This is a genomic window from Cupriavidus sp. GW823-FHT07B10 (assembly GCF_058794355.1).
Genome location: NZ_JBXAGS010000005.1, coordinates 141,600 through 154,330, shown reverse-complemented (window position 1 = coordinate 154,330; position 12,731 = coordinate 141,600). Strand labels below are relative to the sequence as shown.

10 protein-coding genes are annotated in these 12,731 nt (G+C 58.0%); 7 read left to right on the top strand and 3 right to left on the bottom strand.

All coding sequences use genetic code 11. The features are described from left to right. Positions 1-50: 50 nt before the first annotated feature. Genes AC1Q6V_RS13100 through AC1Q6V_RS13090 form a run of 3 tightly spaced genes read right to left on the bottom strand, consistent with a single transcriptional unit; the run spans position 51 to position 3,562 of the window. Positions 51-1,568, bottom strand: coding sequence for an LTA synthase family protein (locus AC1Q6V_RS13100; protein ID WP_454749501.1), 1,518 nt, complete (start codon positions 1,566-1,568; stop codon positions 51-53). A gap of 6 nt (positions 1,569-1,574) precedes the next feature. Next, positions 1,575-2,360, bottom strand: a complete 786-nt coding sequence (locus tag AC1Q6V_RS13095) for an SDR family NAD(P)-dependent oxidoreductase (protein WP_454749500.1) — start codon at positions 2,358-2,360, stop codon at positions 1,575-1,577. Further along, entirely contained in the window at positions 2,357-3,562 is a 1,206-nt protein-coding gene (locus AC1Q6V_RS13090) for a capsule polysaccharide biogenesis protein (protein ID WP_454749499.1), read from the bottom strand. The genes AC1Q6V_RS13095 and AC1Q6V_RS13090 overlap by 4 nt, the downstream gene beginning before the upstream one ends. Positions 3,563-3,954: 392 nt before the next feature. On the opposite strand from AC1Q6V_RS13090, the gene AC1Q6V_RS13085 reads away from it, so the two are divergent. The 7 genes from AC1Q6V_RS13085 to AC1Q6V_RS13055 all read left to right on the top strand — a co-directional run bounded on the left by AC1Q6V_RS13085 (position 3,955) and on the right by AC1Q6V_RS13055 (position 12,719). Then, positions 3,955-5,130: a polysaccharide biosynthesis/export family protein gene (locus AC1Q6V_RS13085; RefSeq protein ID WP_454749509.1), complete on the top strand. Its 1,176-nt coding sequence runs from the start codon at positions 3,955-3,957 to the stop codon at positions 5,128-5,130. Between the two features lie 114 nt (positions 5,131-5,244). Further along, positions 5,245-6,789: a KpsE/RkpR family capsule polysaccharide export protein gene (locus AC1Q6V_RS13080; RefSeq protein ID WP_454749498.1), complete on the top strand. Its 1,545-nt coding sequence runs from the start codon at positions 5,245-5,247 to the stop codon at positions 6,787-6,789. Positions 6,790-6,795: 6 nt separating this feature from the next. Continuing rightward, positions 6,796-7,581 (top strand): ABC transporter permease, encoded by a 786-nt coding sequence (locus tag AC1Q6V_RS13075; RefSeq protein ID WP_454749497.1) that lies wholly within the window; start codon positions 6,796-6,798, stop codon positions 7,579-7,581. Further along, positions 7,578-8,234, top strand: coding sequence for an ABC transporter ATP-binding protein (locus AC1Q6V_RS13070; RefSeq protein ID WP_454749496.1), 657 nt, complete (start codon positions 7,578-7,580; stop codon positions 8,232-8,234). Before AC1Q6V_RS13075 ends, AC1Q6V_RS13070 begins: the two co-directional genes overlap by 4 nt. Before the next feature lie 31 nt (positions 8,235-8,265). After that, on the top strand, positions 8,266-9,828 hold the full coding sequence (locus tag AC1Q6V_RS13065) for a glycosyltransferase family 4 protein (protein WP_454749508.1): 1,563 nt from the start codon (positions 8,266-8,268) through the stop codon (positions 9,826-9,828). Between the two features lie 144 nt (positions 9,829-9,972). Beyond that, on the top strand, positions 9,973-10,920 hold the full coding sequence (locus AC1Q6V_RS13060; protein ID WP_454749495.1) for a capsular biosynthesis protein: 948 nt from the start codon (positions 9,973-9,975) through the stop codon (positions 10,918-10,920). Continuing rightward, positions 10,917-12,719 carry a glycosyltransferase gene (locus tag AC1Q6V_RS13055; RefSeq protein WP_454749494.1) on the top strand — a complete coding sequence of 601 codons (1,803 nt, stop codon included), beginning with the start codon at positions 10,917-10,919 and terminating at the stop codon, positions 12,717-12,719. Before AC1Q6V_RS13060 ends, AC1Q6V_RS13055 begins: the two co-directional genes overlap by 4 nt. Positions 12,720-12,731 lie beyond the last annotated feature (12 nt).

The window sequence follows — 12,731 nt, the reverse complement described above, 5'->3', positions numbered from 1 at the left end:
TTTCAGACCCTGCTATCCCTGCTACTGCTCAATTCGTATCTTTCTTCTGCTTATGCTGACAGGCCGGCGGGCACCACTTGTTGGATGCGCCGTACCAATTCCTGTCCGAGATCAGCTGCTGATATGTTCCGGCGCAGCGGGGCGGATTCTCCGCCGTCGTCGCTGCGCCAGATAAAGTAATCGCTGTGTGTCTGCATGCCGCCGAGCGCCTGAAAGACCCTGGGCAGCGCCGGTACGTGGTCGCCGTAGAAGCACAGGATGGCGCTGCGCTTGCGCGCGCGCAGGGCTTCCATCAGGCGACCGATCATTGCGTCGGCGTTGGCCAGGTGGCGCAGGTACGCCGTCAGGTCGTCCCACGGAGCGCCATCGCCGCGTGTGTGGTACTGCGCGCCTTCGCCAGGTGCCACCTTCTCCAGGTGCAGCGGCCCGTGGTTCTCCATGGTCATCGCCATGACGAACGCCGGCTCGTTGCCGGCGGCTTCCAGTTCCGCGAGGATCGCATCCGCAACCGCCGCATCCGAGACATAGGGACCGGCCCGGCTGGCATCCGCGAAGTGACGGATATCGAGAAAACGCTCGAAGTGCATCAGCGGCAGCGCGCGGTCGCGCCCGAAGAAGTCCGCGTAGTACGGATGGATCGCGACCGTGCGATAGGCCGCGCGGCGGAACCAGCCGGCGATCGATGCACACGGCCGACGGATGAACACATAGGGGTAGAAGCGTGCCAAACCAAGCTCCGACTCGGGCAGTCCAGTCAGCACAGCAAATTCCGTGCGCATCGTGTTGGCGCCCCAGGCCGGCACGCGCAGCTCACCGTGCTGCAAGGCGGATTGCCGGGCCGCATCGAAGTGCCGTAGCAACTCCGGGCGGATCGCATCGCCGAGTCGCCGGGCATCGAAGAACGACTCACTTTGGATCAGGATGACGTCGGGCTTCTCAACCGGCGCGGCCTTTCCGGAGAAGGGGCCGGCCACCAGCGCGGACCGGAATCCGCGCACCACAGCGGGCCGCATGCCATTCAGCAAGTAGGCGACGAACACCGCGAAGAAGCCATGGTGCTGCTGGTCTTTGCCGGGTTCGAGTGTGAGCGGCAGCGCGGCGGAGAACACCGCGCCCCCTAGCACACATGCGGCGGACGTGGCTAGCAGTGCGACGGCGGGCACGACGGGCAGCGCCGGGCTGGCGATGAAGGCGCCGGCGAACAGGGCCGCACCGAGAAGCATCGCGAGGACCTCAACGGCGCTGAGGAATGGCAGGTACAGGCGCGGATGGCGGAAGAGCTGGCTGAACAGGCTCAGGTCCGTGAAGACGAACGGCTCGCGCAGCGACGCGTACTTGGCGTTGCTGACCACCGCCAGCAGGCCGACGATCGAGACAGCAACGAGCGCGGCAAAGGCCGGGCGCGCGGTACAAAGCAGCGCCAGCGAAAAGAGGTTCGTCACCGACAGGCAGTGGATGCTGAGTGCCCGGATGCTCCGGCGCCAGGGTGCGCGGTGCCGTGGCAGGACGATGCTGTCCGGCACAAACGAGATGGCAAGCGCCAGGAGGAAGCAGATCCAGCCCGACATGTGTCCCTAGCGGTCTTCCCGGGGCACGTAGGAGAGCCGGCCGAGAATGGCATCGCCAAGCTTGGCTGGCAGCAGCGGCAGCAGGCCCATGCCGAAGGCAAGCAGGCCGGGGAACTTGATCTCGGCGCGTCCGGCAGCAAGTTTGGCGCGGATGTGCCGTGCAGCCTTGTCGGCGGACCACAGCATCGGTTTTTCTCCGGGGAAGACGTCGCTCATCGATGTCTTCACGAAGCCGGGGAACACAAGCGAAAGCCGGACGCCATCGCGGGCCAGCAGCGGCCGAACGGATTCGCCGTACGCCTTGATGGCCGACTTGCTGGCGCAATAGGCCGGCGAAATCGCCATGCCACGCAGTGCGGCCAGCGAGCTGACGATCGCGATTTGTCCGCGCTTGCGGCCGCGTAACCGGTCGATCACCGGTAATAGCGTGTGCATGGCGCCATAGAAATTGGTGTCGAAGACGCGGCGCGTACGCTCCAGGTCTTCCCAGTCGCCGGTTGTTGCCAAGGTGCTGGCGACGCCGGCATTGGCAATCAGCAGGTCGATCGGGTGGGCGTCGTCGAAGGCCATCAGCCATGCCGACATGCCGGCGGCGTCGCGGACATCCAGTTGCGCAGTTTCCACCATCGCACCGGATTGGCGGCATTGTTCCGCGCATGCAGCGAGGCGCGCTGCGTCGCGGGCGACCAAGCCCAGCGTCACGCCGGGAGCCGCGTAGGCGCGGGCAAGCGCCTGGCCGATGCCGGCGCTTGCACCAGTGATGACAACGTGGCGGGGGCCGCGGTTGTTCATTGAGGAGTGGCCTCCAGCCGCTTCACCGCGCCGGCGACGGCCATGGCAATACCGGTGCGGGTATAGAAATCGCCATTAATCTGCGTGTGGTGCACCACGTAATCGAGGAATGCCTGGTACAGGTCCATGTCCGGTCCTTCCGCTTCACGCCAGAAGGCGTCCAGGTTGCCCTGCCAGGTCATGCCGGCCATGTCGTAGATCGCCGTTCCCAATGCCACCAGGGGGCGGCGGTGGTGCAGGGCGGACAGTCCGACTGTGCTGTTGACGACCACCACGCCCCGTGCGTGGTCGAGCAGCGTGGGCAGATGGCCGGCGTCGATGAATTCGAGGCGATCGTCCATGCCTAGCTCTTTTGCCTTCATCTTGGCGTAGTGGCGATAGTCGATCAGTCCTGTGTCAAGCGGATGATTCTTGATGACCAGGAGGGCGTCGGCGGGCGCGTGCACGGCAAAGGAGGTCAGCACGTGGTCGATGGCTTGACGGATACCCTCGAATGGCGAGTGGACCTGGATCTGGGAGTCTGAGTTAAGTTGCAGGGGGAAGAGGTAGTAAGGCAGCTTCCTTGCCAGGAGGCGCTCCGTGAGCCGGTCGGCTTCATTCCGGTGCTGGCGTTGCTGGAGCAGGCGGCGAGCCAGGCCGGCATATTCCCGATAACCGTTATGGGGGCGATGGCTCTGGTAGTGCGGAAAACGGACGGCATACAGTGCGTTCGCTGCGCGATAGCGGATATCGTGGAAAGCGCGCTCAAAGAGGCTGTAGCCGGTGGGCTGGCTGGAAGGGCAGGGCGGCGTGACGCTGCGCCGCTCGCGATAGCACGCAGGGTCGCGCGGGAGTCGCGAGCGGCCGTTGACACCATGCGTTTCCAAGGTCAGCCAGTTTGGCCGGACGTAGCCCTCTTCGAATACGTTCACACGGATTTCATATTGTTGTGCGATTGGATATATCGCCTTATGAATCTTTCGGCAATCCCCAAAAAGTAGGATGTCGGTGAAATTACCGGAACTGAGGATTCTTGAGTACCACGCCGGCAAAGTAGGTGATTCCGCAGAAAAGTTATACGCCTTTTCCTTGCCGGTATAGGCCAAGTCCCCGCCACAGAAGTTGACGCGCTGTGTCCCGTGGCCGCGCTCTATCAGCGCCGCGGCCAATTGGCTAAAGAAGGGGGAGGCCGTGCCTTGCAGGGTGAGAAAGGATCGACGCATTGGAGCAGGCTGAGTATCGAAAAAACGCGGAGTGGTTTGATCCGCGTGGCATGGCGAGGCCTGCGACGGGGTACCTTGGAAAGGTTGGAAGGATACCGTAGCCGGGGATGCTTGGTAAGGTGAAATGGCCTTAGAGGCGTTGTTAATTCGACGCGTTGGCGGCGACAAGGAGTAGCGCTGTCATAGGGTGAGAGCTATAATCGGCGCCCGCAACTTGCCAATCTGGCGGTGGATGCGTGGCGTTGGCCGCTCGTCAACGGTTGGTCGGCGAGTCAGCGCGTTTCCATGTTGCCCGGCCCCGTTTTCCTCTTGTCTTCGTTCCCTCGCTCGATGTTCCAGTAGGCAAGCTCAGTCGATTCGGCCGAACGAATATCACAGACTATCCCAAAGAAATGTTGCGTTTGCTATCCAGTGCGGTTCTGGTCGCGTTTGTTGGGTCCACGAGCTTGCTCACAGCTTGCTCGATTGTGCCCACTTCAGGGCCTAGCAGGGCGCAAATCAATCAGGCGGCACAAGCACTGAATACAAACGGCATTCAGGTCGTGGATGTCACTGACGAGATTGCGCGGAAACTCTACGCAGAGCGCAATGGCGGGGACTTTTTCACGGCACTCGGCAACAGCACGGTATTCCAGCAGCAACTAGGCATCAGCGATACGGTCGAGGTTTCCATCTGGGAAGCCCCGCCGGCCACGCTCTTCGGGGCCACGCAAATTGACGCGAAAACCGGTGTGAGCAGTTCGCGCGTGACGGTATTGCCTGACCAGACGATTGACGGCGACGGCAATATCAGTGTGCCGTTCATCGGAGCGGTGAGGGCGGCTGGACGCACGCCCAGTCAACTGCAGCGAGATATTGCCGAAAGGCTCAAGCACATGGCGCACGATCCACAGGTGCTGGTGAAGCTGTCACGCAACGTAACCTCATATGTAACGGTAGTTGGCGATGTCGTAAACAGTAACCGGATGCCGTTGACGGCGCGCGGCGAGCGGTTGTTGGACGCATTGGCAGGCGCCGGCGGCGTGCGACAACCAGTCGATAAAATTACGCTCCAGGTGACACGTGGAAACAAGGTTGCCTCGCTGCCACTGCAGGTAGTCATCCAAGATCCGCGCCAGAACGTTCCCCTCCGCGCCGGCGACGTCGTGACCGCGCTATTCCAGCCGTACAGTTTCACGGCCCTTGGAGCGCTCTCTGGCGGGGGTAAGAACCAGGAAATCAATTTTGAAGCGAAGGGCATTTCGCTTGCCCAGGCCTTGGCGCGCGCTGGCGGATTGGACGATTCGCGCTCAGATGCTCAAGGCGTGTTTGTTTTCCGATTTGAAGACGCCGGAGCAATGCAATGGCCAAGCACGCCGGTCCGTACTACAGCTGACGGGAAGGTGCCGGTCGTATACCGAGTGAACTTGCGAGACCCAAATTCCTTCTTTGTCGCGCAAAGCTTCATGATGGATAACAAAGATCTGTTGTTCGTGTCGAACGCGCCTATTGCAGATATACAGAAGGTGCTGAATCTAGTGTTCTCCGTGGTATACCCGGTCGTGACCGGCGTGCAAACGTTCAAGTAGCGTGGGCGCAATTTCGCCCTCTGTGATTGGCTTGCAAACTGGTTCGAGTTCACGAGGGCACTCCCTTAGATACGGTATCTGACGTTTCAGGCGGGCAGGGCTCTAGTAAAGATTATGACTATCAGTGCATTAGGTGATTTCTTCTCGATCGGGGGCTTGCCGGTACGGGAATCTGTAATCGTAGTTTCGGACTCGCACGCAGCGCTTGCCCGGGCAAGGGAGCACTATTCGGATTGCTCTCCGCAGGTGGATTCCGCCGGCATCCTGGGGTACGTGTTCAAAACCTGGCGCTTTCTCCTGGAAGCGGGCGAGGGTCCGCTACGCCTGTCCATTCAGTTTGCATCCGACGAAGCGGATCTTCGGCACCGCCGGATGGTCCTTGAGTATGTACTGACGGACCCGCGCGCGTCGGACATTCCCGTGGATCTGCCGCTGACCGAAAAGCTAGCGGAACCGGTGGAGCAGGCTGAACCGGTAGCCCGGGCAAGCGCCAGCCCACAGCGGGCCGTGACAGCCAAGATGCCCGCGAAGTCGTCTAGGATGCCGTCGTTTTTGCGCTTCCTGTCGTTTGCCACATTGAAAAGGTCGCCGCTGTTCCTCCTCGCCGTTGTATTGCCCACGGTGATATCCAGCATCTACTACGGCCTGATTGCGTCGGACGTCTACATCTCGGAATCAAAGTTCATCCTGCGTGTTCCCCAGAGAAATGGCGCGACTGGATTGGGCGCCATTTTTCAGGGAGTTTCTCTCTCCAAGGTCAGTGAAGACTCCAGCGTCGTGCAGGAGTATGTCAAATCCAGAGATGCGCTTGCGATCCTCGAGGGAAAATTGTCGCTGCGGAACGCGTTTGGTTCTCAGAACGCCGACATTTTCAGCCGTTTTCCCGGCATATTCTACGACGACAGTTTTGAACAACTGTATCGCTATTTCCAGAAGCATGTGGGTATCGACCCAGGGTCCTCATCCGCAGTGAGCACGCTGCGCGTCCAGGCATTTACGTCGAAGGATGCGTATCTCATCAACAAGAATATGTTGGAGATGGCCGAGGGTCTGGTCAACGAGCTGAACAATCGCTCGCGACAGGATTCGCTCAGCTATGCCCTTGCCGAGGTGGCACTCGCGGAAAAAAAGGTGAAGGCAGCATCGAGAGCACTGTCTGAGTTTCGTGGCAAGGCCAGCGTATTCGACCCGGATCGCCAGTCTGGTATCCAGTTGCAATTGGTAGCGAAGTTGCAAGACGAACTGATCACCAAAAAAGCCCAGCTCGCCCAATTGAGATTGATCAGCCCGAAGAATCCTCAGATTGCCAGCCTCACGGCGTCGATCGGCGATTTGGAATCGACCATTGAGAGCGAGAAAGGTAAGGTCGCTGGCGAAAAGAATTCACTGTCCAATCGCTCGGTCGACTACGAGCGCTTGGCGCTGGAGCGTACTTTTGCCGAAAAGCTACTCGGATCCGCACTCGCTTCGCTGGAACAGGCCAGAGATGAAGCCCAAAGAAAGCAAATCTACCTGGAACGGGTGGCGCAGCCGAACGAACCTGATGTTGCCATGGAGCCTAGGCGTATCCGCAACGTACTTGCCTGCCTCTTTCTCGGGTTGGTGGCATGGGGCATCTTGACCATGCTGCTCTCGGGTATCCGCGAGCATCAGGATTAGCATCTCATGGCTACCACCCTAGGCCGATCGCTGAAAATTCAGGGAAGAGTGGTATTCGCGCTTGTTATGCGTGAAATCCTGACCCGCTATGGGCGCCACAACATTGGGTTCCTGTGGCTGTTCGTCGAGCCTATGATTTTCACGATCGGGATTACTATTCTCTGGAATATCACAGGAGCCACTCATGGCTCGGATCTACCGATTACCGCGTTTGCGTTGACCGGATATTCCTCTATCCTGCTGTGGAGAAATATGCCTGGACGCTGTTCTCTGGCTATTACTCCGAACCTGTCGTTGATGTATCACCGCAATGTGAAGGTGATTGACATCTTTCTAGCTCGAATCCTGCTGGAAGTTGCCGGTAATACGGCGTCTTTTTTCATATTAATGCTCACGTTTTATGCTCTGGGGCTTGTGGATCTTCCAAATGACATCCTTGGAGTACTTTTTGGGTGGGTGATGATTATTTGGTTCGGCGCCTCACTTGCCCTAATCGTTGGCGCATTGAGCGAAAAATCGGAGCTGATCGAAAAGCTCTGGCACCCGGTTACCTATTTGATGTTCCCATTGTCAGGCGCCATCTTTATGGTCGATTGGTTGTCGACGGAGTTTCAGCAGGCTGTTCTGTGGTTGCCGATGGTGCATGGTGTTGAGATATTGCGCGAAGGATACTTCGGTCGACGTGTCGTGGCCCACTATGACATTGGATACATGGCATGTACATGCTTCGCGATGACATTGATTGGGCTGGCCCTGGTTCGCGACGTTGGTCGAAAGGTCACCCCGGAATGATTCAACTGTCTGACATTGGGAAGTTGTACCAGACCCGTTCGGGATCGCGGACGGTTCTCGATGGTGTCAACCTGGAGATCGGCTACGGCGAGAAGGTTGGCATCCTAGGTGGAAATGGCGCAGGCAAGTCCACGCTGATCAGAATCATAAGCGGAGCTGAAAGGCCATCGCGTGGATCGATCTACCGTGGAATGAGTGTCTCGTGGCCGCTCGCTTTCGGCGGCGCGTTTCAGAATTCCCTCACCGGCATCGACAACCTGCGCTTCATATGCCGGATTTACGGTATGTCCGTGGAGGATAGAATTCCTTTCGTTCAGGATTTCACCGAACTCGGAAGGTATCTCAAGGAGCCTGTAAAGACGTATTCGGCTGGCATGCGCGCCAAGCTAGCTTTTGCTATTTCGATGGCTGTCGATTTCGATTGCTTCCTGATCGACGAGGTCACAGCGGTTGGCGATGAGCGATTTCGGCAGAAATGCCATATAGAGTTATTCGAGAAGCGTGCATCCAGGGCCATGATATTTGTTTCCCACGATCCGGCATTTATCAGGGCAAACTGCAATCGTGCCACGGTTCTGGTCGGCGGAAAACTGCACGAGTTCGCGGACATGGATGAAGCATATTCCTTCTACGGAAAAACCCAGCAAATCTAGCGCTTTGAAGCCAGCGAAGAAACAAGTTGAAATGAGTGACAAGATACGGATATTGGTTGAGCTCCGGCCTGCTATAGACGGGTACTCGGGTATTCCGCAAGAGACACGGCTGCTGTTCCGTACGCTGCTGGGATTGAAGGACGTTGCGGTCACAGGATTGCTCCAGCAAGGAGGCCGGGATATTACGGCGGGCCTGGTCCATTCCGCTGGGGATGCACGAGATAGATCCGCGGAGATCGGCGCCATGTCACGGGTGGTCGTGGCATTCTCGGATGATGGGCATCGCGGAACTGCCGGAACCATTCTCCGGCTTGTCCGGAACGAGGTCCGCCGCTTCCGCTTGCGGCTGTCCGTGTTGTTCGGGACAGCGGAGAAACTCGGCATGTTCTCTCCAAAGTCATTTGAAGATTTCATCTGGCGCACCTTCTTCGCCAAGACGCTTCCGATCGAGGACCGCTCCCGAATCCTCGGTGCTGAGTACCGAGTGCTGGCGGTTGCCATGGGGACTCTGCATCGCGTCAAGCTTTCGATGTTCGGATTTTTTGGTGTCAAGCGATTCAAGAGAATCGAAACCCGGGATTTTGACGTCTTTATCGCCCAGACCCCTTTCCCGGGCATTGTCTCGCCCAACACTAGGATGATCGTCCGGTATCACGATGCGATACCGATCTTCATGCCGCATACCATCAAGGACCGCGCCTTCCACCAGCGCGCCCACTATGATGCGCTCGCCAGGAATGTTCGCGCCGGGACGTTCTTCGCCTGCGTGTCGGCGGCCACCCGGGATGATCTGCTTAAGGTCTTTCCTGAGATTGGCGACCGTGCCGTGGTAATTCACAACACCGTGTCATCGATCTACCGGAATGAGGAGTCGCCGAGGCACGTGGTTCGCGCCATCATTTCATCTCGGTTGTTCAGGCCATTGGGAAAGAAATACAAGGAACTCGGTACCGGTCATATCGAAGTCTTCAGGCGAAATCGTTTCGATTCGATGCAGCAAGACTTTGACTACATTTTGATGGTTTCGACGGTCGAGCCGAGGAAGAATCATGCCTCGCTACTCTTCGCCTGGGAAATGCTGCGGACACGCCACAACCTCCCGTTGAAGTTGGTTTTCGTCGGGGATCTAGGTTGGGAATACAGTGATCTGGTCGACTCGATGATGCCATGGATCGAGAAGGGCGAGCTGTTCCAGTTGACTAATGTCTCGGCGCAGGAGTTGAGGGATTTGTATAAGCATGCATCGGTGACGATCTGCCCAAGCTATGCGGAGGGTTTCGACTATTCCGGTGTCGAGTCGATGATGAGCGGTGGCATGGTCGCCGCGTCCGACATTCCTGTGCATCGCGAGGTTTATCAGGAAGCCTGCATCTACTTCGATCCCTATTCCGTTGAATCCATGGCAAGCGGCATTGTCGAGGCGATGGAGTTGCGCAACGACGCAGACGCCTTCGCCGCCTACCGGGAGCGGGCAAATCGAATCTCCGCTCAATACAGGGTCGAGGCTGTGACGGATAAATGGGACAGGCTTATTCGAATGGCCGGTCAGGGTTGCCGGGAGCGGCTTGCCGATGACGGCCACCCGACCGCTTGACTTTGGCCATCATAAGCATGAAAAGGCAGATGGGGGAAGCCTCGCTCGGGCCGGTTGTTTGCCGAATCGGGATGCCGGGGCGTCGAGCATCGACATTAGGATTTCAGCGGGATTGCAGGCTTCTGGCATTCAAGACATCCAGTGATGATTAGAATCGTATTTGACGAGAATATATCGACCTCTGCGGAGGTTGCGTCCTACTTGGCCAATTGCATCAGGTCCGGGCGGAAATGCGTATCCATCGTTTCACTTGACCGGGCGCGGAAGGATAGTGCTGCCGGGATTCCGCAGGCATCGAGTGGCGCGACCATTTCCCTGACGCCAAAGTATCGACCGATGGGAGCGGAGAAGATCGTTTATTGGCTGGACGAAGCAAACGTCGACACCGGATCCGGAGTTGGTATCGGAACGTTGGCGCATGTGAAACATGTTTTCATGAATGCCATGGGCAACGCATCGCTACGACGACATCGTGTTTTTGTCGACGGCCCTCACCTGAAGAGCCGGCTTGTCGCAACCGCTGGCGATGCCGAAGTATTGCGCTTCCCGTTGACCTACAACGCTGCGGCCTTGCCAGGCAAGTACAGCCGGACCGTAGCCGTGGACATCGACAGTTCGGCCGACATGACGGACGATGCGCTGCGCGCGGCGCTGTGTGCCGTTTGCCAACCGGGAATCCAGGCGCTCGTGGTGCATTGTGCCGAGCCGGCAGTCCTCGCAAAGGTAGCCCGCCTGGAAGTCGACGCTGAGATTCCGGTTCATGCGATTCACGAATTCGACGCCTTTGTCGCGGCGCTGTCCGGAAGCTTGCTCTATGTAGGCATTGGTCTGAGCACGCGTGTCAGCTTCCAGCGTCTCGCCCTGGCTGCGACGCTGCTACGACCGGTCGTGTTCTATCGGTCATCGGTTGATGATGCTTACTTCGTGAACGAGGTGACGGGTTTTGAAACCGACGAACTCGCTACGCTTGGACATGCCGTCGGTATGTTTGCGCGAGACGAACTGAACCCCCAGCAATTCGGCGAGTGCTTGTATCTGCATTACACAAGACGATACTGCCCCGACAACATTCTGCTGGAGGCGCTGCAATGAGGCTTGCATTTTTTACTCCATTTCATTCTGCATGTGGGCCTGGCTTCATGTCCAAGGCTGTCGTGGAATATTTGAAGAACTACTTCGATGTCACTGTTTTCTATCAGTGGAATAGTAGGCACCATCCTTATGAGGTCGACGATGTCGAGGTCCGAGTCATTGAAGAGAACATGGATATGGAGCCCATCGCTCGGGACTACGACGCGGTGGTCTATAACCTCGGGAATAACGAGGAGAACCACTATGCCATCTTCCAATGCCTGAAGAGGTTGCCTGGGATTGTAGTGCTGCATGATTTCGTAATGCAGCACGGTCTCGTAAACGATCTCTTTAATCGCAAGAACAATCCGGAGCTGTATTACTGGCTGCTCTCCGCTCTGTATGGCAAGGATGGTGTGCGGGCGGCCTATATCAGTCAAATCGCTTATGCCGGTGGCGTGCGTGGCGGCTGGGATGCGCCGTCCGTGTCTTCCTTTCCAATGTTCGAGCCCTTTGCTGGGCTCGCGTCCGCGTGCGTGGTGCACTCCCGCTTCTTCGAGGAGCAGCTGAAGCCTCACTTCGCTGGGCCCATCCTGAGGACGCGGAACCCGTACGACCTCAAGCGTGTGCCTTCCAGTGAAGTCATCGACACCTTCTACAAGGTGCGTGAGAGGGCCGGAGGCAAGGTCGTGTTCGCCGCCTTTGGTCACATGTCGCCTAGCAAATGCATCGATCGGGTCATTCGCGTCTTCGGCCATTCAGCGCGGCTTAGGAACGAAGCGCGCTTGATTCTCTGCGGCGGCGCTTCGCCAGACTATGAAAAGTACCTGCGGCGCTTATGTTCCATTGGTGGTCTGGATGAATGCGTTGAATTTCGCGGGTCTGTCAGCGACACCGAGCTATATGCGCTCCAGGTGGAGGCCGACGTCTTTGTCAATCTGCGTCAGCCTAACACCGAAGGCCAGTCCGGGTCCCTGATTGAGCAGATGGCTGCGGGCAAGCCGGTTGTCTGCTATGACACTGGCTGCTACGCGGATTTGCCTCGCGATACTGCATGCAAAATAGACAGCACGGATGATTTTGACGAGCTTCAGATCGTATTCGAGCGTCTCCTAGGGGATCCGACGGAGCGTCGCGCAATCGGCATGCGTGGGCGAGCCGCCGCGCTGGAATACGACAACGCGCGCTATGCCCGCGAGCTCTTTGAATTCATTTTCGAGAATCGCGAATATCTCAAGGCGTTCCAACACCGGGAATTTGACTCATTGCAGTGTTCCGGGCAATTGGGCGACGTCATGGATCCGAAACACCCCGCAGCCTATCTTAGAACCCAGGCTATCTGGGGTGTGCTGGACGGATTCGCATCCCCGGCCTCGGCACAGGCGATCTCTATGATTCCGCAGGATGCCCAGCAACATTATCTTTCCTTCCTGACCAAGCGCCATCGCCCGTTGCTAGAGAATCTTCGTGCGCTCTCCTCGGCCGACGAGTCGCAGCCGGGAACGGGGAACGACTTGCTGGAAATTGACAATTTGTCGCTCTATTCGACCGAATTGGCACCGGTACTCGATAAGTTGTTCTGGAGCGAGCTCGACAGCTCCGGAGCTGAACACTTTGTCTATATCTGCTACAAGAAGCTGCTGTGTCGCGAGCCCGATCTGGGTGGCCTGCGCGATTACGCCGAACGACTCGTGGGCAGCGGCCTTTCGAAGCGAGGACTGGTTTCGGCGATGCTCCGTTCGGCAGAGTACACGGAGCGCTTCGGTGAAACGCGGACCAGTAGTGACTACATCAGCCTAACCCGCTGGGCAGAGCAATGAAGGCGTGACATC

Bases quoted from the DNA above. Each gene is read 5' to 3' on its own strand.
- AC1Q6V_RS13100 (WP_454749501.1), bottom strand. From the start codon at position 1,568: ATGTCGGGCTGGATCTGCTTCCTCCTGGCGCTTGCCATCTCGTTTGTG.
- AC1Q6V_RS13095 (WP_454749500.1), bottom strand. From the start codon at position 2,360: ATGAACAACCGCGGCCCCCGCCACGTTGTCATCACTGGTGCAAGCGCC.
- AC1Q6V_RS13090 (WP_454749499.1), bottom strand. From the start codon at position 3,562: ATGCGTCGATCCTTTCTCACCCTGCAAGGCACGGCCTCCCCCTTCTTT.
- AC1Q6V_RS13085 (WP_454749509.1), top strand. From the start codon at position 3,955: ATGTTGCGTTTGCTATCCAGTGCGGTTCTGGTCGCGTTTGTTGGGTCC.
- AC1Q6V_RS13080 (WP_454749498.1), top strand. From the start codon at position 5,245: ATGACTATCAGTGCATTAGGTGATTTCTTCTCGATCGGGGGCTTGCCG.
- AC1Q6V_RS13075 (WP_454749497.1), top strand. From the start codon at position 6,796: ATGGCTACCACCCTAGGCCGATCGCTGAAAATTCAGGGAAGAGTGGTA.
- AC1Q6V_RS13070 (WP_454749496.1), top strand. From the start codon at position 7,578: ATGATTCAACTGTCTGACATTGGGAAGTTGTACCAGACCCGTTCGGGA.
- AC1Q6V_RS13065 (WP_454749508.1), top strand. From the start codon at position 8,266: ATGAGTGACAAGATACGGATATTGGTTGAGCTCCGGCCTGCTATAGAC.
- AC1Q6V_RS13060 (WP_454749495.1), top strand. From the start codon at position 9,973: ATGATTAGAATCGTATTTGACGAGAATATATCGACCTCTGCGGAGGTT.
- AC1Q6V_RS13055 (WP_454749494.1), top strand. From the start codon at position 10,917: ATGAGGCTTGCATTTTTTACTCCATTTCATTCTGCATGTGGGCCTGGC.